The following is a 23,035-nucleotide window of genomic DNA, read 5'->3' as shown; positions in this document are numbered from 1 at the left end:
TCGCGCTTTGACGGAGGATGCATATGCCGCAACAGGTCAGCATGGGGGCAACGTTGCAGTGCTCGTTCGGCGCGGCGCCTTCGACGCTCGTCGTGTTGCCCGTGAACCGCGTGATGGGCGAGGGGCCGCCCGCCGCGAACATCATGGACCATGTGCCGCTCGTCAACATCATGCCGTTCGGCATGTGCAGCTCGCCCGCGAATCCGGCCGTCGCTGCGGCGACGACTGCCGCGATGGGCGTGCTCACACCGATGCCGTGCGTGCCCGCAACGATGTCGCCGTGGGTGACGGGCGCGCCGACCGTGCTGCTCGGCAACCAGCCGTCGCTCGACAACGTTTCGAAGTGCATGTGCAACTGGGGCGGCGTCGTGACCATCGTCAACCCGGCCACCGTCAACACGATGATTCCGTGACATGACTACGCAAGATCCGCTCCGCCACATCACCGTCAGTTGCGCGCCTGCCGGCAGCGACCTGCTGTTCCTGCGTCTGACAGGACGCGAGGAACTCGGGCGGCTCAGCGAGTTTCATCTGGATCTGCTCAGCACCAGCAACGATCTGAAGCCGGGCGATCTGCTCGGCCAGGATATGTCGATTGCCGTGTCGCTGCCGTCCGATGGCGAGCGGCAGATCAACGGCATCGTCACCGCGTTTCGCATTGTCGCGCCCGGCGATCGCACGCGCAACCGGATGGCGCGCTACGAGGCCGTCGTGCGTCCGCGGCTGTGGCTTCTCACGCGCGCGTCGCATAGCCGCTTCTTCCATGAGATGACGGTGCCCGACATCATCGCGAAGGTGCTGCAGGATTACGACATCGACATGAGCAACAAATGCTCGGCGACCTATCCGTCGCTGGAGCATTGCGCGCAGTATCGCGAGACGGACTTCGCGTTCGTCAGCCGGCTGATGGAGCACGAGGGCATCTACTACTACTTCGAGCACAAGAGCGGCAAGCACACGCTCGTGATGACGGATTCGGCGGACGTGCATACGTCGATCGATCACTACGCGACGATCGCCTATGACGGCTGGTATGAGCCGGGCCACGAGAAGGAGTGCGTCTATCAGTGGTCGTCGGGGGCTGAGCTGCAGACGGGCAAGTACGAGGTCAATGAATACGACTTCGAAAAGCCGTCGTCGAGCAACCAGCAAGGGCTGCTGTCGCGCGCGACGCGGCCGAAGGTCTACGATCCGCCCGTGTACACGATGCAGGAGCATCTGAGCGGCCATATCCAGTCCGGCGACGGCGACCGTTACGCGAAAGTCGGCGTGGAGATTCGCCAGGCCCGCAACGACAGCATCAGCGGACGTTCGAGCGCGCGCGGCGTGTGGCCGGGCGGTCTGTTCGGGCTGCAAGGCCACGCGTGCGATGCGCAGAACCACGACTATCTGGTGGTCAGCGCCGACTACGAAATCAATTCCGACACGTACGTATCGACCTATAACGACAACCGGAACGATAACCGCGACGACAACCGTAACCACAACCGCGACGACAGGCGCGCGCTGCCGTTCTTCGATTGCAGCTTTACCGCGCTGCGCAAGGAAAACCAGTTTCGTGCCGAACGCATCACGCCGCGCCCCGTCGTCGCGGGGCCGCAGACCGCGATGGTGGTCGGACCCGACGGCGACGAGATTCTCACCGACAAGTACGGCCGCATCAAGGTGCAGTTTCACTGGGAGCAGTTCGCGCCGCCCGCCGATGCGGCCGCGAGAATGAAGCGCTGCTGGGTGCGCGTGTCGCACGACTGGGCGGGCAAGCGCTGGGGCACGTTCTTCATTCCGCGCATCGGCCAGGAAGTGCTCGTCGATTTCATCGAAGGCGATCCCGACCGGCCGCTCGTCACAGGCTGCGTGTACAACGCGAACACGATGCCGCCGTATGACCTGCCGGCGAACGCCGCACTCTCCACGCTCAAGAGCAATTCGACCAAAGGCGGCGGCGGGTTCAACGAAATGCGCTTCGACGATACAAAGGGCAGCGAGCAACTGTTCTTCCACGCGGAAAAAGACCACGAAACGTGGATCAAGAACGACATGCTGACCAACGTCGGCAATGACCGGCATCTGAAGGTGACGGGCAATGAATTCGTCGCGGTGACGGGTGCGCGGCACGACAGCGTGACGGGCGATCGCAACGCGAAAGTGCAGGGCAACGATTCGCTGAACGTCAGCCAGAAGTTGCAGGAAAAAGTCGGGATGGACTATGCGATCGATGCGGGCATGAACATCCATATCAAGGCGGGCATGAATGTCGTGATCGAAGCGGGCGCGAGCATCACGCTCAAGGCAGGGGGCGCGTTCGTCGTGGTGGGGCCGGCGAGTGTCGCGGTGTCGGGCACGCCGATCCTGCTGAATTCGGGCGGCTCGGCCGGGTCGGGCAGCGGCTCGTCGCCCACTGCGCCTACTGATCCGAAGGACGCTGATGATGGCACGAAGAAGCTCAAGTGATGACGGGATGCGTGGATGATTTGCATGGGATCAGAGCAGGTGCTCTGCATGGGGCTGGAGTAAGTGCTAAAGCACTAACTCCAGCCGACAGCTAAAGCGCCAACTCTGGTCGACCGCTGTGCATGGGACCAGAGTAGGCGCTAAAGCGCCAACTCTGGTCGACACGCCAAGGGGATGATAGAGGTGAGCAATCCGGTTCTTTCGTTGCGCGTCGCGCGCTTCAATGACGAGCCTGTTGCCGAGCCGATTGCGGTCGAGTTCGGCACGGCGGGCGGCACCATTGGACGTGCAACCGACTGCACGCTGGTCTTGCCCGACCAGCAGCGCGCGATTTCGCGTGTGCATGCGCGCATCGAGTTTCGTGACGGCGAGTATCTGTTGTGCGATCTCGGCAGCAATCCGAGCGTGCTGAATCAGCGCGCGCTCGGCGGCACGCGCGAGGCCCGGCTCGCGAGCGGCGACCGGCTGATGATCGGCACGTACATGCTCGAAGTGTCGATCGGCGAACGCGCGACGGGCGCGCGCAGCACGACGGGGTTGCCCGATCCGCTGGCGGCCGTGAAAGTGCTCGGCGAACCGTCGCCCGCCGACGCGCAAGGCGATCCGTTCGGCCTCGGCGCGCTCGATCCGCTCGGACAGCCCGCCTTCGGCGAGCGCAAGCCGGTTGCGACGGGGCCGCGCTATATAGGCTCTGAAAGCGATCATGTGGCGCCGGAGTTTCAGGCGTTTTCCGCGCCCGTGGCGTCCGTGCCTCTCGTGCCGCCCGTGCCGCCCGTGTCGCCCGTGTCGCCTGGCGTGGCGGGTTCGTCCGGTTCGTTCACAGCGCCGGCTGCGTCGCCGGGAGGCATTCCCGCCGACTACGATCCGCTCGCGGACGCGCTCGCGCAATGGGAGTCGTCGCCGCGTCCCGGCGGAGCGCCTGCCGTGGCCGCGCCTGCATCGCCGCTGTTTGCACCGCCGCCCGCGCAGGCGTTTGCGTCCGCTTCGGCGCATCCGGATCAGACTGCAACGCCTGCCGCGCCCGGCCACGCACCTGCACCCGTATCGCAACAGGGACCGACGGGCTTGCCAGCCAGTCTGCTCGACGATGCCGCCGCGAGTGGCCCAGCGACGCCATTCGATGATTTGCTCGCGCAGCCCGCACAGCGAGAGCTTCTCGAAGACCCCACCGAGGTCGCGCCCGTCCCCGCGCCTGCTCCTGTCGCGCGTGAGGCGGTGCGGGCAGCCACGGTCGAACAGCAAGCGCCAACGCCCGCGCCATCGCCTGCATCTGCCGCGACCACTGCCGCGATGCCTGCACACGCGCCAGCACCCGCACCCGCGCCATCGAATGAACACGAAGCACCGCGCGCTCCGCAAGCATCGGCCGACGCATACGCCGCGCTGCTCGAAGGACTCGGCCTCGATCCTTCGCGCGCGCCCAATCTTCCGCCCGCTGATCTTGCGCGTCTCGTCGGCGCGATGTTGCGCGATGCGCTGCGCGGCACGATGGCCGTGCTGCGCGCGCGCTCGATGACGCGTCGCGAGGCGCGTCTCGACGTCACGCTGATCGTCGCGCGAGACAACAACCCGCTGAAGTTTTTCCCCGATGTCGACAGCGCGCTCGCGCAGATGCTGACGGGCCGCGGCGCCGGTTATCTGTCGCCGGCGCAGGCGCTGGAGCGCGCGTTCGACGACATCGAGTCACACGAGCTGGCCGTGATCGTCGGCATGCGCGCGGCGCTCGCGGAAGTGCTCGCGCGTTTCGATCCCGCCACGATCGAGGCGCAGTTGAAGGAGGGCGGCGTGATCGACAAGGTGCTGTCCAACCGCAAGGCAAAACTGTGGGACCTGTTTGTCGAACGACATGAGAGCGTCGCGCGCGAGGCGCAGGACGACTTCCAGCGACTGTTCGGCAACGCGTTCAACGACGCGTACGAGGCGCAGATCGATGCGCTGCGCGCCGCGCGCAAGAACGGCAAGACAGACCCGTCAGACAAGCGCTGATCATTTTCGCCACGAGAACGCCACTAGCAAGCGACGACAAACATGTCCTGGAACAGCAAAGTCATCTGGTCGGAGGGGATGTTCCTGCAGCCACAGCATCTGCAGCAGCACGACCGCTATTTGCAGACGCAACTGGAAACGCGGGCTGCAGGACTGCGTCCGTATAGCTGGGGGCTGACGGCGCTCGAAATCGACGAACAGCTGCTCAAGCTCGGCAAGGTCGCGCTGCTGTCGTGCGCGGGCGTGATGCCCGATGGCACGCCGTTCAATCTGCCCGCCGACGACGATCTGCCCGAGCCGCTCGATATTCCCGAAGGCACGCGCAATACGTTGATCGCGCTCGCGCTGCCGGTGCGCAGACCGGGCATCGCCGAAACGGGCAACGACGGGAGCGAAGAAAACTTCGCGCGGCACCACGTATCCGAACTGGAAGTCGTCGACAGCAACGATCCGAATGCCGCGCCGGCGCTGATGCAGATCGGCAAGCTGCGCGTGCGGCTCGCGCTCGAACCCGATGTGGCGAATGCGTATGCGGTGCTGGGCGTCGCGCGCGTCGTCGAGCGCTTGCCGGATAACCGCGTCGTGCTCGAAGGCGACTACAGCCCGCCGAGTCTCGACTATCGCGTGGCGCGCCGGCTCGCCGCGTTCGTCGACGATCTCGTCGGCCTGCTGCATCAGCGCGGCGAAGCGCTGGCCGCGCGTCTCGCGCAGCCTGGCGTGACGGGCGTCGCGGAAGTGGCGGATTTCCTCTTGCTGCAACTGATCAACCGGCACGAGCCGCTTGCCGCGCATCTGTCGACGATGACGGGGCTGCATCCGGAAACGCTGTACGCGATTGCGTTGCAGCTTGCGGGCGAGCTCGCCACGTTCAGCCAGCAGACGAAGCGCCCGCCCGCGTATCCCGTGTACCGGCACGACCGGCTCAAGGAAACGTTCGCGCCCGTGATCGATGATCTGCGCGCGTCGCTCAGCATGGTGATGGACCCGCACGCGGTGCCGATTCCGCTCGAAGAGCGCAAGTTCGGCCTGCGCGTGGCGCTCGTGCCGGACAAGAACCTGTTCGCGTCGGCGATGTTCGTGCTGGCCGTGCGTGCGCAGATGCCCGCGGAAAACATCCTGACGGGCTTTGCGCCGCAAGTGAAGATCGGACCGATCGAGCGCATTCGCGATCTCGTGAACCTGCAGTTGCCCGGCGTCGGACTGCGCGCGCTGCCCGTCGCGCCACGCCAGTTGCCGTTTCATGCGGGGTTCACGTACTTCGAGCTCGATCGCGGCAATGAATTGTGGAAGCAGTTCGCGACCTCCGCCGGCATGGCGTTGCACGTCGCGGGCGAATTCCCGGGGCTGGCGATGGAGTTTTGGGCCATCCGACGCTGAAATCGAGGACTGACACCGTGACTCCAGATGAACCGCGCGGCCCGCTCGACGATCCCGGCGCGACGATCCTGATCCCGACGCCGGGCGGCGCGCGTGCCGCATTCATGGCGGCTGCGGCGAGCGCGGCGCCCATCGCGCCGAACGCGGGCGGCCTCAATCCGCTGCTGCGCGCGGCCAATCCGCTGCTCGAACTGGCCGTGCCGCTGCGCCAGTTGCCGACGCATCCGAACGTCGAAGAGTTGCGCACTCAACTGATCCAGATGATGCGCACGTTCGAGACGCAGGGGCGCGCAAGCGGCATCGACGACGAGAAGCTCGGCGCATCGCGCTATTGCCTGTGCACGTTTCTCGACGAGTCGATTGCGAGCACGCCGTGGGGCGCGGGCATGTGGGCGAGCCGCAGCCTGCTGGTGACGTTTCACAACGAGGCGTCGGGTGGCGAGCGCTTCTTCCTGATCCTGCAGCGGCTCGCGCAGAATCCCGCCGCGAATGTCGACGTGCTCGAACTGATCTATGTGATTCTCGGGCTCGGCTTCGAGGGCCGTTACAGGTTGATCGACGGCGGACGCACGCAACTCGACACGATCCGCGAACGGCTCGAAACGATGATCCGCTCGCAACGCGGCGCTGCCGAACGCGACCTGTCGGTGCACTGGCTGCCCGTCAAGGCCGAGCGCAAGCCGCTGCTGCAACTGGTGCCGCTGTGGGTCGCGGCGGCTGTCGCGTGCGTGCTGCTCGTCGGCGTGCATCTGGTGTTGAGCCTGCGCCTGAACGACGAGTCGGATCGCGTGTTCGCCGCGTTGCACGGCGTGCGCGTCGCGCCGCCGCCGCTCGCTGCCGCGAAGGCCGCGCCGCCGCCCGCGCTTGCGCCGAAGCTGTCGCAATTCCTCGCGCCCGAGATTGCCCAGGGGCTCGTGCGCGTTGCCGAAAAGCCGGACAGGACGATCGTCGAGATCAACGGCGACGGGCTCTTCGCATCGGGCAGCGCGGAGCTCACGTCGAGCTATCTGACGTTGATCCAGCGTATCGGCGATGCGCTGAAGGATGTGCCGGGCAATGTCGTCGTCGCGGGGCACACGGACAACCAGCGTCTGCTGTCCGCGCGCTTTCCGTCGAACTGGCACCTGTCGCAGGCGCGCGCCGATGTCGTGAAGGACATGCTCGCCGCGCGCGCGGGGTCGCCTGGCCGCTTCACTGCCGAAGGCCGCGGCGACACCGAGCCGATCGCGCCCAACGACACGCCGGCAAACCGCGCGAAGAACCGCCGTGTCGACATCACCATTCTTGCGCCGGGGGCGGCATCGTGACTTCGTTCGCCATATGCACGCAATGCACGCAACACTGCGAGGGTCATCGCCCATGAAACTCTTTGGCTGGCTGAGGCGCCCGATCGTGCTGACGTTCCTCGGCGTGCTGGCGCTCGCGTTGATCGTGTGGATCGAAGGTCCGTTGCTGGCGTTCGCGGGCAAGGCGCCGCTCGAAACCGCGACGAGCCGCTGGATCCTGATCGTCGTGCTGTTCGCGCTGTGGGCGCTCTATTGGGGCGTGCGCTGGCTGATCGTGCGGCTCGCGAACGTGCGCTTCACGCGCGTGGTCGCCGAAGCAACGCCGCAGCCGGGCAAGAAGGAATCGGAAGCGGATGTCGCCGCGCTCAAGCAGCGCTTCGAAGAAGCGATGGGAATCCTGCGCAAGGCGCGCATCAAGGGGCGCTTCGGCAGCCAGTATGTGTATCAGTTGCCCTGGTACATGTTCGTCGGCGCGCCCGGCACCGGCAAGACGACGGCGCTGCTGCACTCGGGCCTCAAGTTTCCGCTCGCGGACCGGCTCGGCAAGCAGGCGGTCGGCGGCGTCGGCGGCACGCGCAATTGCGACTGGTGGTTCACCGACGATGCCGTGCTGCTCGACACGGCCGGCCGCTACACGACCCAGGACAGTTTCGCCGAAGCCGATCAGTCCGCATGGAGCGGCTTCCTGCAACTGCTGCGCAAGTACCGGCCGCGCCGGCCGCTCAATGGCGTGATCGTCGCGCTGTCGGTGCAGGATCTGCTGCAACTGTCCGACACCCAGCGCGCGGTGCAGGCCGGCGCCGTGCGCGAACGTCTGAAGGAACTGTACGCGCGGCTCGGCATGCGGTTTCCCGTGTATGTGGTCGTCACGAAGTGCGATCTGCTGGCGGGCTTCGCCGAGTTTTTCGACGACCTCGGTCGCGACGAGCGCGAACAGGTGTGGGGCATGACGTTCCCCTACGTCGCGCATGGCGCGCCGGATGAAGCGCTGGCGTCGTTCCCGGGCGAGTTCGCCGGGCTGGAGAAGCAGTTGCAGGCACGTGTGTTGAGACGCATGCAACAGGAGACCGACACGCGGCGGCGCGCGCTCGTGTACGGCTTTCCGCAGCAGTTCGCCGGTCTCGAGAATGTGCTGACGTCGTTCCTGCAGGAAACCTTCAGCACGTCGCGCTTCGATGAAGCTGCGCTCTTGCGCGGCGTCTATTTCACGAGCGGCACGCAAGAGGGACGGCCCATTGATCGCGTGATGAGCGCCGTCGCGGCCGCGCTCGGCTTGCAGCGCCAGGTCGTGCTGCCCGACCCGGCGAGCGGGCGCGCGTATTTCATCACGCGGCTGTTGCGCGACGTCATTTTCCAGGAAGCGGGGCTGGCGGGCACGAACCCGAAGCTGGAGCGCCGTCGAACGTGGTTGCAGCGCATCGCGCTCGCGTTGATCGGCCTCGCAGTGGTGATCGCGCTGGTGCTGTTCTTCATCAGCTATCAGCGCAATCGCGCGTATATTGCCGATGTCCAGCAGCATGTCACCACGCTGCAAAAGCTCGCGCAGAACACCCGGCCCGGCGACGATCCGCTCGCGCTGCTGCCGTTGCTCAATGCCGCGCGCGATTTACCGGGCGGCTACGCGGATCGCGACAGGAGCGTGCCGTGGCTCTCACGGCTCGGCCTGTATCAGGGCGACAAGCTGGGCCTCGAAGCGCAGGCGAGTTACCGGCGGCTTCTGAAGCAAACGCTGCTGCCGCTGGTCGTGCGCAGAATGGAAGAAGAGTTGCGGCGTGGCGATGCGAACAATCCCGACTTTCAGTACGAGGTGCTTCGCGCGTACCTGATGCTCGGCGACGCGTCCCACTTCGACGCGGATTCCGTCCGCCTGTGGGCCGACATCGACTGGCGGCGCGGACCGTTGCGCGATGCGAGCGACGATCAGCGCAACGATATCGACGGTCATCTCGCCGCGCTGTTCCAGCCCGCGCAGTTCGATGCGTCGCTGCCGCTCGACAAGAACCTGATCGCGCAGGCGCGCACGAACCTCGCGAAGATGCCGCTCGCGCAGCGCATGTTCAATCGCGTCGCGCGCGATCTCGAACAGGCAAAGCTGCCGGAATTCAGCGTCGCGGCGGCGGGTGGACGCAATGCCACGCTCGTGCTCGTCAGAAAGAGCGGCGCGCCGCTCACGCGCGGCGTCTCCGGCGCCTATACGCGGGCGGGCTATCAGAAGTTCGGCCAGCTACGCGACGCGGCCGTGATCGATGTCGCGCGGGACGACTGGGTGCTCGGCCGCGAAGAGTCGGTGCTGACGCCGAACGGCATCGACGATCTGAAGTCGGCGATGACGCGGCTCTACTACGATGAGTACATCCGGCAGTGGGACGCGCTGCTCGCGGATGTCGACGTGGTGCCGTTCGACGGTGTCGAGAAGGGCGCGCGCGTCGCGAATCTGCTCGCCGCGCCCGATTCGCCGTTGCGCGCGCTGATGCTCGCCGCCGCGCAGGAGACGACGCTCGGCACGGTCAAGACGGGCGGCTCGCTCGCCGGGCAGGGCGTCGCCGCGCTGGGCAACAAGCTCGATGCGGTGAAGAAGCGGCTCGAAAGCGCGCTCGGCAATCAGCCGGACGAAGCGCCGCCGCCGACCGCGCAGGTCAATCCCGTCGACGCGCACTTCCAGGCGCTGCACGATCTCGCGGGCAAGCCGGGCGCGGCGGGGCCCGTGCCACTCGATACGCAGCTCGCGGCGCTCAAGGACGCGGCGTCGTATCTCGAAGCCGCCGATTCCGCGCGCAAGCAAGGACTGCCCGCGCCGCCCGGCGACGCGCTGAACAAGCTGAAGCTCGCCGCGCAGGGCGCGCCCGCGCCGCTCGCGAACGTCGCCGATGACATCGCGAACGGCGGCTCGATGCTGATGATCGGCGGCGAGCGAGCGCGCCTCAATGCGCTGTGGCAGGCCAATGTCGCGCAGATTTGCCGGCAGGCGCTCGACGGCCGCTATCCGCTGGTGCGCGGCTCCACTCGCGATGCGGCGTCCGACGACTTCGGGCGGTTGCTCGGGCCCGGTGGCCTGATCGACGATTTTTTCCAGAAGAACCTGGCGATGCTCGTCGACATGTCGGGGCCTCAGTGGCGCTGGCGCAATGGCGCCGATTCGCTCGGCATTCCACAGGACGTGCTCGCGCAGTTTCAGCGGGCCGCGCAGATCAGGGATGCGTTTTTCCGCGCGGGCGGGCGCGACGTGTCGGTGCGCTTCTCGCTCAAGGTGCTCGATATCGATCCCGCGATCGACCACGCGACGATCGACATCGACGGGCAGCAGCTGGTTGCCGCCCATGTCGATCAGTCAATGGTGTTCCAGTGGCCGAGCGGCAAGGGCACGGGACAGGCGCATGTCGATTTCGAGCCGTCGGGCGACGCGTCGGCGCCGCGCGCGGATGGGCCGTGGGCGCTGCTGCATCTGGTCGACGACGCGCGCTTGCAGCCGACCGCGCAGGCGGACCGCTTCAAGATGACCTTCGACTCGGATGGACGCACGCTCGTGCTTCAGCTCGACGCAAGCAGCGTGACGAACCCGTTCCGTCGCGGGATATTCGACCAGTTTCGCTGTCCTGACCGGCTATGAGCGAGTCCGTCGCAGAGGGGCCGGGTTTTTTCGGCAAGGTGCGCACGCACGGCGATTTCGTCACGCGGCGTTTGCCGGCGGCGTTCGTCACGCCGTGGGACGTGTGCCTGCAGGAGGGCATGCTGTTCGCGCAGCGGTGGTTCGGTGCGCAGTGGTTGCCCGTGTATCTGAATGCGCCCGTCTGGTGCTTTGCGCTCGGTGCGGGCATGTGCGGCGAGTCGGCATGGGCGGGCGTCGTGATGCCGGGCGTCGACAGGGTGGGGCGTTATTTTCCGTTCACGATCGCCGCGCCGGTCGCGTGCGGCAATGCGGCCGCGTGGCTCAGCGGCGCGCAGTCCTGGTATGACGAGGCGACGCGGCGCGCGCTGTCGACGCTTGCCGACGATTTCGTGCTCGAACGCTTCGATGAAGAACTCGATGCGTGGGGGCCGCTCACGGTCGCATCGACTGCAACCGGCGCGCACGCATGGCGGCTGTACCCGTTGGAACAGGCGCAAGCGGACGACATACAGCCAGTCGCCAGGCAAGGCGGCTTCTCGGCATTGCTGGCCGTTGGCATCGAGACGGGATCGGGCGCGTGGTGGACGCAAGGGTCGAGCGCGGTGCCCGCGTCGCTGTTGTGCGGACGGGGACTGCCCGATGGCAGGCGCTTCGTCGGCCTGCTCGACGAAGCGCGCAGCGGCTGGCAGTCGGTTGTGAAACTGCGCGAATGAAAGCGGGTGAATGCGGGAATGCGGGAATGCGGGAATGCGGATAACAGCGGGCGAAAGCTCGTACGCGTGTGGACAGGTCAAGCGTTGATCGGAGGTCGCGGTATGTCTGGTTCAATCATTTCGTTTGTGGACGGGCGCACGGCACGCAGGGCGGTGACGATGGCGCTGTGTGCGATCGCATGCGTGCATGTCGCGCATGCCGCGGACCCGGTCGTCAAGGAGCAGGACATCGACGAACAGTCGGTGACCAGGGCGCTCGCCCCCGAGGACAACGGCGACAACATCGTCACGCGCGGCTTCGTGCTGTCGAACAAGCAGCCCGGCGCGGCGGCGAAGCCTGCCGGCCCCGCGAAGCATCCGTCGCTGCAGATGCTGATCACGTTCACGACCAACTCGTCGACGCTCACCGATAGCGCGCAGGCCGCGCTCGACAGGGTGGCTCACGCGCTGCAATCGGAACAGCTGGCGGCATTTCGGTTTCGCGTCGAAGGACATGCCGATCCGCGCGGTTCGGCGGATGCGAACATGAAGCTGTCGGAGGATCGCGCTGCTGCCGTCGTCGAGTATCTGACGCACAAGGATGGCATCGCGCCGGAGCGTCTGTCGTCGGTCGGCAAGGGATCGACCGAGCCGCTGAACCGGCGCAATCCGATTGCGCCGGAAAACCGCCGCGTCACGATCGTCACCGTGACGGACTAGCGGCGATTGCGGGCGCCGGCGCCAATGAAGTCTTTTCGCACACGTGGCATTGCGCTCACGGCGGCATGCGCGTTGTCGTTGTCGACGATCGGATGGTTCGGCGGTGACGCCTGCGCGCAAGCGGGCGCCGCTGAACTCGAAGCGCAGAGCGAACACGTCGAGATCAGACGCGTTCCGCTTGCGAGGCTGGAAGCGTCGCTGCCTGGCGACGCGCGGCTCGTCCTCTTTGCGATCACCGACCGGCCAGGTCTCTACGTGATGCACGCGCCGGGGCTGGCCGGACAGGGCGCGATGTTTTCGCGCGTCGTCGCGCTCTTCGAACGCCGCGACATGCCGCGCGATCACATCGTCACGATGACGGAGATCGCCACTCACGCGCGGCGCTTCCGCACCAACGCAGCGGACCTGACGGCCGGCAACAACTTCAGCTCGACCGAGCTTGCGCATTTCTTCGATCTGGCGCGCAGTCAGCATCTGACGCTGACGCCCGGCGAGCGCGCGCTGCAGCGCATCGCCGTGCAGACGGGCTTGATCGGCGAACGCAACGGTGACTGGCAGGCGCGCAGCACACGCGATTTTCTGATCACGATTCCTGGGCTCGGGACGGGGCCGGGCGGCGAGATCATCGATACGCAGGTGAGGGCTGCCATCCTCAGCCATGAACTGGGGCATTGGCAATATTTCTCGGACAACGCATACGCGCAGGCGTGCCGTTCGTTCTGGTGGCGCGAGCTCAGCTACGACCAGCGCGTGGAACTGACGCGCCAGCTCGAAGCGTTGGGCTATGACGCGAGCGACCGGATCGTCATCGATGAAGCGCAGGCTTATCTGCTGCATACGCCCGCGCCTTATATGCCGCTCGCCGACGTGCCCGGCCCGAATGGATTCGATGTCGCGGCGATACGCGGCAGGTTGAAGCAGAGAGTGGCCGAGGCCACGCGGTGACACGAGTCGATGCGATCGAGAGGTGCGATATGTCGACGCTGATGGAAATTGAACTGCAACGCAAAGGCGAACACGCATTGACGCTCGTCGCGAATCGGATCAAGGCGCTCGGCGACCGCATGCGGGGAGCGACGATTCAGATCGCCTGGGTCGAGATCGGCGAAACGCGGCTGTTCATTGCGGGCATCAATTCATCGGCTGGCTTCAATGACAGGCAACGGGACGAAATGAAGCGATTGGGCATTCTCGAAGTGCCGTGTCATCTGAAGGGCGTCAGGCGCGAAGACGGCGGCGCGCCTCATGCGGAAGAAAACATGGCCGCTTACATCCGCGATCGCGGCGGCAAGGGACTGCGATGGAGCAGGGCGGTAGTAGGGGGCGTCTTCGATACGAGGCGCGGTTCTCAATCGTACGTATGCGCTGCGTGCCGTGCGATGGTCGAGCGCGTCGGTGGGGTCATAGAACCGCCGTTTTGATTCGCGCGGTTGTGGTTCGCGCAGTTCTGATTCAGGTAGGCAGTTGCGCAGTTGGCGCAGCGGACGATGTCAGCAGTACGGTTCGTCTTCTCTTCTAACAGGACTCAACCAGATGACTCTGGGGGATGACTCTGGGGGCATTCACTCTTTCGATGAATGCCGTTAAAGGCGAATTCGCCGGGCACGATCAATTTACTTCAAGGGGCAAAATCATGGCATTGGCAGATAACATTCGGCTGGGCGAAAGCGCGGTCAGAGAGGTGAAGAGCCTGGGCGTTCTCGCTTGCAACAAGCTCGGCGATCGCCTCAAAGCGGCGGGCGGCGTAGATAACGTGGTCGGCCACGGCTACGACGATACTGCGGGAGCGGGTGTCGACAGAACGCGAGACGCCGGTGTGCGCGCGGTGACAATCGGGAATCTGCGCGGCACCGCGGAGCACGTGAGAAATACGAAATACGGCAACTGCTGGGAGCAGGCCATCATCGCCTTTGTTCATCTCTACGACAAAGGCCTGCGTCCGCTCGACCTGATGCAGTTCACCACCGCAGGCTACGACCATGTGTGGGTCGGCATCGGCCTGCATCGGGGATGGCAGTCTGACAACCTGCGCTCATGGGGCCCCGATGCAGTCTGGTGCGACCCGTGGCAAGGCGACGGCGTCGTGTTCGCGGTCTCCGATCTGGTCAAGGGAGCCGTGCGCAATCTGAACGCCATCTACAAGTGCAATACCTGTGAACTGGTTGAAGCCGGAATGCCGCTGTCGCTGATTCGGGTCGATTGATGGTGGGTTACGTCGCCGGGCGTCGTGGGTCGTGATGATGGTTCACCAGGCGCTGGACCTGACGCATCGCGAGGTCCAGCCGCCCGGCTGGATGACCCGGCTTCACACACAGATCGCATGGGCTTACGAAGCCGGTGTCACGCTGTCGTTCATCCGGCCCGGCAAGCCCGTCGAGAACGCGTACATCGAGAGCTTCAACGGACGCTTCCGTGACGAATGCCTGAATGAGCACTGGTTCGTCTCGATGCGTCATGCCAGACGCCTGATTGAAGAATGGAGAAACGAGTACAACACCGAACGGCCTCACAGCTCACTCGGATATCTGACGCCCAGGACTTCATGGTCCTCGATGGCTGGCCCCGCTCGACTGCCGATTACATACAGTCGTCTGCCCGAAGCGGTCGGGTGCATCCAGGAATCGTGATGTCTGTGCTGAACTCGTCCAAACTGTTCGAGGCGGGCGTATTTCTCAATTTCAGCGATTATCACTTCTTCTTGGAAAAGCTGGTTGATTCAGTGCCGATCAACAGGTTCGCTCCTCATATCCTGCAACGAACGCTTCCGGGCGTATTCGCTGCCGTGGTCCTGAACTGGGCCACACACCAGAAAGGTTGGGGCACATCACTGGACCGCAGTGCGAGGAAGCTCGCCGATGCACTCGGCGCTGAAGATGGCCATGCCAGAACAGCAATCCGCAAACAGCTTCTGGCGGCGCTCGCCGTCCCGCCGGTGCTGTCCAGGTATTTCGACGAAAGGGTCCTGAGTGGATTCCAGGAAAAGCTTGAGTCCGAGGTCGAGCGCGCGCTGTACCGTTTTCAGAACTTGAGTGCATCGCTGGCGGAAGCAGACATCGGAACCGCGCTGGCCTCCATATTCCAGTTCGGCCCGATGCGCTCCTTCCGTGACATCGAGAATCAGGTAAGAGTGCTGCCGGCCGGTCCGCGCGAGGCCGAAGTACTCGCAGCGCTCGGCAAGTGAGGTTCAACGTGGCAAACCCGTTTGAAGAAGAACTCGTACAGAACAGCCGCCTCTACTACGAGGCGTTCCTGCCGGGCGCGGTCACGCGACTTCGCAACCAGGCGCTCGCGCGCGTGAGCGGCGTATCCAACAATTCCGATGCCCTCGAAGGAATCGACAAGGGCCAGCTGATCGATGTCGCCCGGAAGTTCATGATCGAATGGAAGGCTTCGGGAGGAGAATACGACGCGATGCTCGAGGACGCCGTCGCGCGCGGTGATCTGCAGATCCAGTCGCCCGCGGCCGTGTACGTCACGCCTTTTCCTCTGGTACTTGTCTGTGAATCCTGCGGCGCGCTCGAGAACCACGACAAACCTCGGCGTCTGCACGACAACGCCCTTGAGGGCACCTACCGGCGCCTGGCAGCAGGTAACCGGCTGGGAAAAAACGCGATCTTTTGCCAGAGAGCCGGCTGTAAAGGCAGAATGAGGCAGGTCCCATACGTGATGGTCCACTGCTGCGGGCATCTCGGCCCCGTCGCTACGCCTCGCAGTGCACGCGGTCTTGCCGCACTTGGCTTTCGCGACGGAGGAGGTCAATATCGCACGAGCTCTTTCTTTGACCTGTCGACGGGACATAACGTCGTGAATGCCGGTGTCGATCTGTGTCCCGCCTGCTCGGACCGTGCTAGGGGGCCGGCGTCCGCTCTGCAGCGGGGCACGTCCGTTACAGGCGGCGATTCGTTCTTCCCGCAGGTGATGCAGTTCGTCGCACTCTCTGACAAGGCCGGAAACGTAGTCTCCAGCGTGAACGCAGAACTTTCGAACTGCGGAGAAACGCTCAGGGGTGCTGCCCGCGATATCGCAGAGGGGCTCGTCTCCAGTCTGCTGCGTATCGCCGATAGCACCGCGTGGCAGACGGAGACGGCACTGCTGCTGGGCGGTGGTCAGGCCAAACCGGAGGCGGTAGCCGCGACGACATTGAAACGGCAGAAACTGCTCCTGGAAATCGAAAGCCTGCACAGGCTGATCGCGGACGGGGTTGACCTGCGGGAGACGCTGTCCTTTTCACAGGCCAGCCTGTCCGCGCTCGATGCCCAGCTTGGTAACGCAGGCAACAGGTTTGCGTCTGTCCGGCAGTTCATACCTGACGACGCGCTCCTATTGCAACTGTCGCGGCAGCGCCGCACCATGGAGGCCGTTCTTCTGAGGCACGACGTCCGGACGCAGAGTGCGAGCGCAGTTGCCAGCGACTCTGCCGCGTTGCCATCCGACTGGCTGTTTGTGCGAGATCGCTTCGGGATCGAAGATATCGCCCATATCCCCGATCTGAAGGTGGTCGTCTCCGCGCTTGGTTTCACACGGGAAAAGCGCGAGCCGGAAAGGGAGGAAGACGTCGCGCCCCTCAAGCTGAATCCGTTCGAAGACCAGGTGAATGCAAACTCGCGAGGCAAAGCGATGCTGTTCGCCCTGTCCGCACAGACGGAAGCGCTGTGGATCAGGCTCGATCCCATCAAGGTGTTGCGTTGGTGTGTCAGGAGTTCGGGATGGCAGGCTCCGCCTGCAGACGTGTACGACTCTGCTGAAAGGGCGCACGCTTATCTCTTGCGCAACAGTCCTGCTCTTGCCGGCGGCCAGACAGACCGTGATGGAGACCAGGACACGTCAGCAGCTTCGCAGGCTGCACCGCTCGATCTGATGCACTCCATCTGCCATGCGCTGCTTCTGAGCGCAAGACGACATAGCGGATATGACGCCCAGAGCCTGACGGAATACCTGTTTCCCATGGATCTGTCGTTCATGATCTACGTGACCTCCGTGCAAAACTACACAGCGGGTGGTCTGCTTATGCTCTTTCAGCACTATCTGAGAAGGTGGTTCGAGGACGCTTCGATGTTTGCGTTCAATTGCGCATTTGACCCGATCTGCAGCGATGTAGGCGGCGCGTGTGCTGGCTGCATTCACATATCGCGCGGTTGTGAGAGTTTCAATGCCGGCGTGTCGCGGGCGTATCTGCATGGAGGACAGGTCGACCGGCACCAGCGTCTATCCGTCAACCCCGGGTACTGGGGCTGGCAGCCGGATGAAAATCCGTAAGGTTGAACGTGCTTGACGTCAGGGTCGTTGACGTCGGGGTCGTTGGCCTCCGAGACACCCCACGCGAGGCGGAATTGTGATCGCAGATGCGCAGCGTCTCGACGACAGGCACCGTACGACAAATCCTAGCCGGATCTTCTATCACCCGCATGATCAACTTTTCCCGTTGCCCCGCTGATCAACGGGGCGATAGCGACTGCTTTCCACTACTGCAGGATCGCGCGCGCCACGCCGCGACTGGCAGGCCTGCCTGCTCTTGCTTCAGGGTTCATGGCGGCCTGACGGCAATCGACAGCGGCGAACAGCCGTGTCGCAATGCTCCGTTTGCCTGGCGCACAGTGGCGGGCGCGATCGGGAGCAGCAACCAGTGGCATTGCGAGGGATGAACAGGCGGACGGCTAAGCCGGGCGTGCCCAATGACCGCCGTGGCAGGTCGCGCCGCCTGCACCACCCGGGCACCCGGTCGATCCTCCGTCTCCGCCGCCACCTCCTCCGGTCGACCCTGTCGACCCTCCGCCGCCGCCTCCCGGCCATCATGAACCCGGAGATGACGACGATGATGACGACGATGACGACCGGGGCGACGATGACGACCGTGGCGACGATGATGGCGACGGCGACGGGGACAATGTCGTGAGCACGGGCTCCCACACCCCTGTCGCCCTACGACGCTACGCGGTTATGTCGACACGGGCGCTTCCGGAAGCCGACCAGCAACTTGGGCGAGATTGCCTAGTCCGATCCTATGTCATGGCCGCGCCGTCGCAAGGCGAGCATGAGCGTCAGCGAACCCTGGTCGACGTAGCGCAATGCTTGAGCGACGGTTTCCTACTGGCCCGCATCTCCGATATCGTCGCCCGGCATCTGCCGAGCAGTCCATATCTCCAGATTGCTGCCACTGGGCTGGGACCCGCCTTCCTCGTGGGCGCTTTGATCGAAAAAGGGAAGGTCAGACGCGGCGCATTGCTCCGAACCGCCGCTAAAAGTCGGGCTCATCACCCTTGGGTCGAGGGGTCGCTCGACAGCGCATATCCAGTGATTCTGATAGAAGACCTGGTTTCGGGCGGCAATAGCAGCGCAAGGGCTATCGAGCTCCTTTCCGATAAGGCTTTGTGGTCTCTAACGTTATCGCGCTGTTTCGTTATGCCCACAAGGAACTCGCACCCTCGTTCCGAAAGCACGGAGTTCCGTTGGAGGCAATATTTTCGTTACAACGGCGCCCCCCGCACTCCGCGCCGCCGTGAGAGGGGTGCGAGCCACGCCCTTCGCTATAAGGCCACGAATGAACGCAAAGGACGCGAAGCACGCGGTGCCGCCTGCAACCGCGGTGGTCGCGCGCGAGCGCGATACTACTCATCCCAACCGCGGATTTTCTTGAGCAACGCACTAATCGTTTTTGCATCGGGCGCTGTTGCGACGATCTGCATTTCCTCCCCGAGCCGCTGAGCGAGGACGACGGCCGCGAATTCGTCGATGCTGAGCATCATGGCGGTTCATACCTTCGCGGCCCGCCGATCGTCTCGCTCGCACCCAAACCCGCCGAAGCTCACCACGATAAAGAACCCCAAATTTCCCTTGAGCTTGACGATGTGCCGCAATGAACCGCATTCGCGCGGAGCTAGCGTGTCCACTTCGTGATGGTAGACGTAGCCGCCGCAGCAGAGTGAAGCAGGCGTTGTCGGCTGTCGGAACTGAATTCGGAAAAGGGCACATCGCACGACTTCGCTAAATTGCTCCGGATTCGGCGCACCACCTCCAACGCTGCGAAGAAGTCCAATTTTGCTCTTTGACTACCTACACTTATCTCGACGACAATTGCTGCCCGAAACCGCAAGCAATTGGGATGATTCGATGAGGCATCAGATCGGGACCGGATGCAATCGTATTTCGTTAATGCCGGGCGCTGGCAATTGTGATCAGTCCGTCGCCAATCCAAGGAAAGACGGTGAATCCGCGACGTGAGACGACTCCCGCACAAGCAACTCCGTTTGAAGGCTGACGGTCACTGAGCAAATTTGATCACATGCTGACGAAATTGAGCTGTATGCGATGCCTGAATTCACGATTGCTTCACGGTCGCGAACGAAATTGTCGAGGGCGGACAGTTCCATTAATGGCTGCTGTGCCCGCGTTCGTTTCGTTATCCCATGCATTTGACATAAGACAAATTATCAATTTTTCGCAAATCGCTTAATATGACCGGCAAGGTACAGCCCCGATGTCACCAAGGTCAGCTGAAGCTTTGATGTGTAGGTGCAGCGTGCGTGTCGATGAAAAATCGACGGGCCGTCTTATACGTTTCGCCATCCTGATTAATCGCATTCGACCTATCGGTGATGGGACCATCGACGGTGCTCCGTCGAGTGGGCAGATTCGCGCCTCGGCTAACGGGAGTTCAATACGGGAACGATGCGGTAGTTCTTTCCACTTGCATCAGTGGTGATCTACTGGCTGGATATCGACAGGCGCGGGTCGTGTGCGCAGGGCCTGTCCGAAATAAAAACGATTCTTTCGAAAGTGCGCGCCGCGTGGAAACGATCCGCTTTTCTCAGCGGTCGTCGCGCGTTGCGCAACGCAGGTATCGGGCAGCGTGGCGACCGCATGAGGCCATAAGCGTGACGCGAGAAGATCAACTATCAGCGGCACGAGCAAGCGCGTCCATAGCGCGATGAGGTCAAAGAATATCTTCCTCGTTAGTACCCTGTTAGTACTCTGTTTGCATGTGCAGCCGGCAATTCCTTCCACTGCACGAAGCCGGCAACCGGCGCGCAACCAGGCACAGAGCGCGTCACATGCCGATGCCAGAATCCCGTCTAACGTCCCTTCCGGCAGCCCGATCGCGCGCTTCAGCACTCTGCACCACACGGAGAAAAAAGGTTTTGAAGCATTTCCTTAAAAATTGTGGGTCGATAGGATGCTAACGAATAAAAACCGACATACAATCCCGCCCCATGGCTAATCTCCATCTCCTGCGCCGCTCCGTCAGCAGCACGCTGGTCGTCGCCGCGCGCCGCTGGCGCCGCACGAGCCATAGCGTGCTGTCCGCGTACAACGTGTCGGAAGCCTGCGCGGGTCCGCTGCTGACGGCCAACCGTCTCGGCGAGGCTGTGCGCCAGGTGACGCTCGCAGAACAGGTCGGCATCGAAGGGCCGTCGCTCGTGCGGCTGCTCGACCAGCTATGCGCGGCGGGCCTCGTGCGCCGCGACGAAGACCCCGGCGACAAGCGCGCGAAAACCATCACGCTCACCGACGAAGGCCGCGCCGTCACCGCGCGCATGGAAGAGCGCCTGATGGACCTGCGCGCGCGCGTGCTCAAAGGCGTGAGCCGCGAGGATCTGGAGACGACGCTGCGCGTGCTGAATGCGTTCAACGCATCGCTGGATGCAACCGCCGCGCCGCCCGCATCCGGCAACGTCACGGCCGCCGACGACGGCAGATCCGCCCGCGCGCCGGACCGCTCCGGCAGCAAAGGCAAAGCGTAAGCGCCATGGTCTATCCCTCAGTCCGCGACTGGCTGTTCTCCACCAAGACGTTCGCGGCCGCGATGATCGCGCTGTACATCGGCCTCGCGCTCGAATTGCCGCGCCCGTACTGGGCGATGGCGACCGTCTACATCGTGTCGAATCCGTTCGTCGGCGCGACGCGCTCGAAGGCGCTGTATCGCGCGCTCGGCACGGCGATCGGCGCGGCGGGCGCGGTGCTGATCGTGCCACCGTTCGTCGAGTCGCCGTTTCTGTTCAGCGTGATCGTCGCGCTATGGACGGGCACCCTGCTCTATCTGTCGATGAACGACCGCACCGCGCGCAGCTATGTGTTCCTGCTCGCCGGCTACACGCTGCCCTTGATCGCGCTGCCCGCCGTCACCAATCCGACGACCGTGTTCGATCTCGCGATCACACGTACCGAAGAGATCCTGCTCGGCATCGTGGTCGCGAGCATCCTGGGCAGCGTCGTGTTTCCGAGCCGCCTCGCGCCGACGTTGATCGAGCGCACCGACGCATGGTTCCGCGATGCCGCGTTCTACGCGAGCGAGACGCTGTCCGGCCACATCGCTGGCGCGTCGATTTCGGCTTCGCGCCAGCGGCTCGCGGCGACCGTCAACGGACTTGAATTCCTGTTGAGCCAGTTGACCTACGACCACACGCGTCCCGACATCGTGCGCCGCGCGCGCGCGTTGCAGGGGCGCATGCAGATCTTCCTGCCGCTGATTTCGTCGATGGCCGATCCGCTGATCGAACTGATGCGCGAGAGCGGCACGCATCCGCCTGAAATCGCGGCGCTGCTTGCGGATGTCGCGCAGTGGATCAGATCGCCCGCGCTCGAAGCGAGGCACGCCGACGAACCCGACCGCGAGGCAGAAGCGCTGCGCGAACGCATCGCCGCGATGAAGCCGCCCGCGGCATCGCTTGCAAGCTGGAATGTCGCGCTGCTGTCGAACGCGCTCTGGCGTCTGGGCCAGGTCGTCGATGTGTGGCAGGACATTCGCTGTCTGCGCGCGAGCATCGTCCACGAGACGGCGCAGTGGCGGCCGCGCTTTCGTCACTGGCGGCTGGGCGGCACCGAGCGCTTCTTCGATCGCGGGATGATGCTGTTTTCCACGGCGTCCGCTGTCGGCGCGATTATCCTCGCATGCGGACTGTGGATCACGTCGGGCTGGAACGACGGCGCGGGCGCGGTGACGCTCGCGGCCGTATCGTGCTGCTTTTTCGCCGCGCTCGACGAACCCGCGCCCGCCGTCTTCAAGTTCTTTCTTTCGACGTGCGCAAGCGTCGTGCTCGCGGGCCTGTACGTATTCGCGGTGCTGCCGCACGTGCACGACTTCGCGATGCTGGTCGTGATCTTCGCCGGGCCGTTCCTGATCATCGGCACGCTGATTCCGCGTCCGCAGTTCAATCTCGTGACGATGCTGGTCGCCGTCAACACGGCCACGTTCATCAGCATTCAGAGCGCTTACGAAGCCGACTTCTTCGTGTTTCTCAACAGCAACCTGGCGGGCGTCGGCGGCCTGCTGTTCGCGTTCATCTGGACGCGCGCGACGCGTCCTTTCGGCGCCGAACTCGCGGCTGAGCGGCTCACGCGCTCGGCGTGGTCCGATGTGGTGGTGAGCGCATCGACGGCCGCAATCGAGGACCAGCGCAATCTGTACGCGCGCATGCTGGACCGGCTGATGCAACTGCTGCCGCGTCACGCGGCAACCGATTCGCACCGTCATCCGTCGATCGAGAGTTTCCGCGATTTCCGCGTCGCGCTGAACGCGCTGGACCTTCGGCGCACGCGCCGCAAGCTGACAGGCGACTTGCAGGACACCATCGATGACGTGCTCTCAGGCGTGCGGCAGTATTTCGAGCAATGCATCGCGCGGCGCGCGCGGCAGCCGGTGCCGCCTGCGCTGATCGATGCGATCGATGCCGCCGTCGCGCGCGTGACGACGCGCGGCATCGAAGAGGCGCAACGCGCGGCACAACCAGCACAACCAGCACAGGAACCGGGACAAAGCCGCACGACCCCGTCCGCCGAACGCTGGCTGCGCGACACGCTGCATGCGCTCGTCGGCATGCGCCTGTCGCTGCACCCGCCGCACACGGCGCCGGGCGGCAACCCGTCCGCGCAAGAGGAGACGTCCGCCTGATGGCCACTCAACCCCTTTCATTCTGTCGACG

General features: G+C 64.3%; 16 protein-coding genes and 1 pseudogene. 16 read left to right on the top strand and 1 reads right to left on the bottom strand.

The features are described from left to right. Positions 1 to 23: 23 nt before the first annotated feature. The 14 genes and pseudogenes from GCT13_RS07680 (at position 24) to GCT13_RS07610 (ending at position 17,375) form a co-directional block, all read left to right on the top strand. Positions 24 to 413 (top strand): DUF4280 domain-containing protein, encoded by a 390-nt coding sequence (locus GCT13_RS07680; RefSeq protein ID WP_152756558.1) that lies wholly within the window; start codon positions 24 to 26, stop codon positions 411 to 413. A gap of 1 nt (position 414) precedes the next feature. Then, positions 415 to 2,451 carry a type VI secretion system Vgr family protein gene (locus GCT13_RS07675; protein ID WP_152756556.1) on the top strand — a complete coding sequence of 679 codons (2,037 nt, stop codon included), beginning with the start codon at positions 415 to 417 and terminating at the stop codon, positions 2,449 to 2,451. A 183-nt stretch (positions 2,452 to 2,634) separates the two neighbouring features. Further along, positions 2,635 to 4,437, top strand: a complete 1,803-nt coding sequence (tagH, locus tag GCT13_RS07665) for a type VI secretion system-associated FHA domain protein TagH (RefSeq protein WP_321574233.1) — start codon at positions 2,635 to 2,637, stop codon at positions 4,435 to 4,437. Between the two features lie 42 nt (positions 4,438 to 4,479). Next, positions 4,480 to 5,814, top strand: a complete 1,335-nt coding sequence (gene tssK / locus GCT13_RS07660; RefSeq protein WP_152756551.1) for a type VI secretion system baseplate subunit TssK — start codon at positions 4,480 to 4,482, stop codon at positions 5,812 to 5,814. A 17-nt stretch (positions 5,815 to 5,831) separates the two neighbouring features. Beyond that, entirely contained in the window at positions 5,832 to 7,121 is a 1,290-nt protein-coding gene (locus GCT13_RS07655) for a DotU family type VI secretion system protein (protein ID WP_321574232.1), read from the top strand. 52 nt (positions 7,122 to 7,173) lie between these two features. Continuing rightward, on the top strand, positions 7,174 to 10,707 hold the full coding sequence (gene tssM / locus GCT13_RS07650; RefSeq protein ID WP_152756549.1) for a type VI secretion system membrane subunit TssM: 3,534 nt from the start codon (positions 7,174 to 7,176) through the stop codon (positions 10,705 to 10,707). Then, positions 10,704 to 11,420 carry a type VI secretion system-associated protein TagF gene (gene tagF, locus GCT13_RS07645; RefSeq protein WP_152756547.1) on the top strand — a complete coding sequence of 239 codons (717 nt, stop codon included), beginning with the start codon at positions 10,704 to 10,706 and terminating at the stop codon, positions 11,418 to 11,420. The genes tssM and tagF overlap by 4 nt, the downstream gene beginning before the upstream one ends. Before the next feature lie 102 nt (positions 11,421 to 11,522). Then, positions 11,523 to 12,119 carry an OmpA family protein gene (locus GCT13_RS07640; protein ID WP_152756545.1) on the top strand — a complete coding sequence of 199 codons (597 nt, stop codon included), beginning with the start codon at positions 11,523 to 11,525 and terminating at the stop codon, positions 12,117 to 12,119. A 24-nt stretch (positions 12,120 to 12,143) separates the two neighbouring features. Then, the gene (locus tag GCT13_RS07635; protein WP_152756543.1) at positions 12,144 to 13,064 is read left to right on the top strand and encodes a hypothetical protein; all 921 of its coding nucleotides are present in this window, start codon (positions 12,144 to 12,146) and stop codon (positions 13,062 to 13,064) included. Positions 13,065 to 13,093: 29 nt separating this feature from the next. Beyond that, positions 13,094 to 13,540 (top strand): hypothetical protein, encoded by a 447-nt coding sequence (locus GCT13_RS07630; RefSeq protein WP_152756541.1) that lies wholly within the window; start codon positions 13,094 to 13,096, stop codon positions 13,538 to 13,540. Between the two features lie 125 nt (positions 13,541 to 13,665). Beyond that, a complete protein-coding gene (locus GCT13_RS07625) occupies positions 13,666 to 14,322 on the top strand; it encodes a hypothetical protein (protein WP_152756539.1) in 657 nt (218 codons plus the stop codon). 118 nt (positions 14,323 to 14,440) lie between these two features. After that, a pseudogene (locus tag GCT13_RS49100) lies at positions 14,441 to 14,746 on the top strand (integrase core domain-containing protein); the annotation flags it as partial. Continuing rightward, positions 14,746 to 15,300: a hypothetical protein gene (locus GCT13_RS07615; RefSeq protein ID WP_152756537.1), complete on the top strand. Its 555-nt coding sequence runs from the start codon at positions 14,746 to 14,748 to the stop codon at positions 15,298 to 15,300. The pseudogene GCT13_RS49100 and the gene GCT13_RS07615, both read left to right, overlap by 1 nt. An 8-nt stretch (positions 15,301 to 15,308) precedes the next feature. Next, positions 15,309 to 17,375, top strand: a complete 2,067-nt coding sequence (locus tag GCT13_RS07610) for a hypothetical protein (protein ID WP_152756535.1) — start codon at positions 15,309 to 15,311, stop codon at positions 17,373 to 17,375. A 1,349-nt stretch (positions 17,376 to 18,724) separates the two neighbouring features. Here the strand turns inward: GCT13_RS07610 and GCT13_RS48205 are convergent. Continuing rightward, positions 18,725 to 18,862 (bottom strand): hypothetical protein, encoded by a 138-nt coding sequence (locus tag GCT13_RS48205; RefSeq protein WP_193727597.1) that lies wholly within the window; start codon positions 18,860 to 18,862, stop codon positions 18,725 to 18,727. Positions 18,863 to 20,326: 1,464 nt separating this feature from the next. Between GCT13_RS48205 and GCT13_RS07605 the strand changes: the two genes are divergently transcribed. Next, positions 20,327 to 20,857: a MarR family winged helix-turn-helix transcriptional regulator gene (locus tag GCT13_RS07605; protein WP_227746748.1), complete on the top strand. Its 531-nt coding sequence runs from the start codon at positions 20,327 to 20,329 to the stop codon at positions 20,855 to 20,857. A gap of 5 nt (positions 20,858 to 20,862) precedes the next feature. Continuing rightward, complete coding sequence (locus GCT13_RS07600) at positions 20,863 to 23,004, top strand: FUSC family protein (RefSeq protein ID WP_152756533.1); 2,142 nt, start codon at positions 20,863 to 20,865, stop codon at positions 23,002 to 23,004. Positions 23,005 to 23,035: the final 31 nt, after the last annotated feature.

The sequence above is a fragment of the Paraburkholderia franconis genome (assembly GCF_009362735.1).
Taxonomy (GTDB): Bacteria; Pseudomonadota; Gammaproteobacteria; order Burkholderiales; family Burkholderiaceae; genus Paraburkholderia; species Paraburkholderia franconis.
The sequence above is the reverse complement of the archived record's forward strand: the minus strand, read 5'-3'. Positions and strand labels throughout refer to the sequence as shown.

Coding starts and splice junctions, on each gene's coding strand:
- GCT13_RS07680 (WP_152756558.1), top strand. CDS start 24: ATGCCGCAACAGGTCAGCATGGGGGCAACGTTGCAGTGCTCGTTCGGC.
- GCT13_RS07675 (WP_152756556.1), top strand. CDS start 415: ATGACTACGCAAGATCCGCTCCGCCACATCACCGTCAGTTGCGCGCCT.
- tssK (WP_152756551.1), top strand. CDS start 4,480: ATGTCCTGGAACAGCAAAGTCATCTGGTCGGAGGGGATGTTCCTGCAG.
- tssM (WP_152756549.1), top strand. CDS start 7,174: ATGAAACTCTTTGGCTGGCTGAGGCGCCCGATCGTGCTGACGTTCCTC.
- tagF (WP_152756547.1), top strand. CDS start 10,704: ATGAGCGAGTCCGTCGCAGAGGGGCCGGGTTTTTTCGGCAAGGTGCGC.
- GCT13_RS07640 (WP_152756545.1), top strand. CDS start 11,523: ATGTCTGGTTCAATCATTTCGTTTGTGGACGGGCGCACGGCACGCAGG.
- GCT13_RS07635 (WP_152756543.1), top strand. CDS start 12,144: ATGAAGTCTTTTCGCACACGTGGCATTGCGCTCACGGCGGCATGCGCG.
- GCT13_RS07630 (WP_152756541.1), top strand. CDS start 13,094: ATGTCGACGCTGATGGAAATTGAACTGCAACGCAAAGGCGAACACGCA.
- GCT13_RS07625 (WP_152756539.1), top strand. CDS start 13,666: ATGACTCTGGGGGCATTCACTCTTTCGATGAATGCCGTTAAAGGCGAA.
- GCT13_RS07615 (WP_152756537.1), top strand. CDS start 14,746: ATGTCTGTGCTGAACTCGTCCAAACTGTTCGAGGCGGGCGTATTTCTC.
- GCT13_RS48205 (WP_193727597.1), bottom strand. CDS start 18,862: ATGATGCTCAGCATCGACGAATTCGCGGCCGTCGTCCTCGCTCAGCGG.
- GCT13_RS07605 (WP_227746748.1), top strand. CDS start 20,327: ATGGCTAATCTCCATCTCCTGCGCCGCTCCGTCAGCAGCACGCTGGTC.
- GCT13_RS07600 (WP_152756533.1), top strand. CDS start 20,863: ATGGTCTATCCCTCAGTCCGCGACTGGCTGTTCTCCACCAAGACGTTC.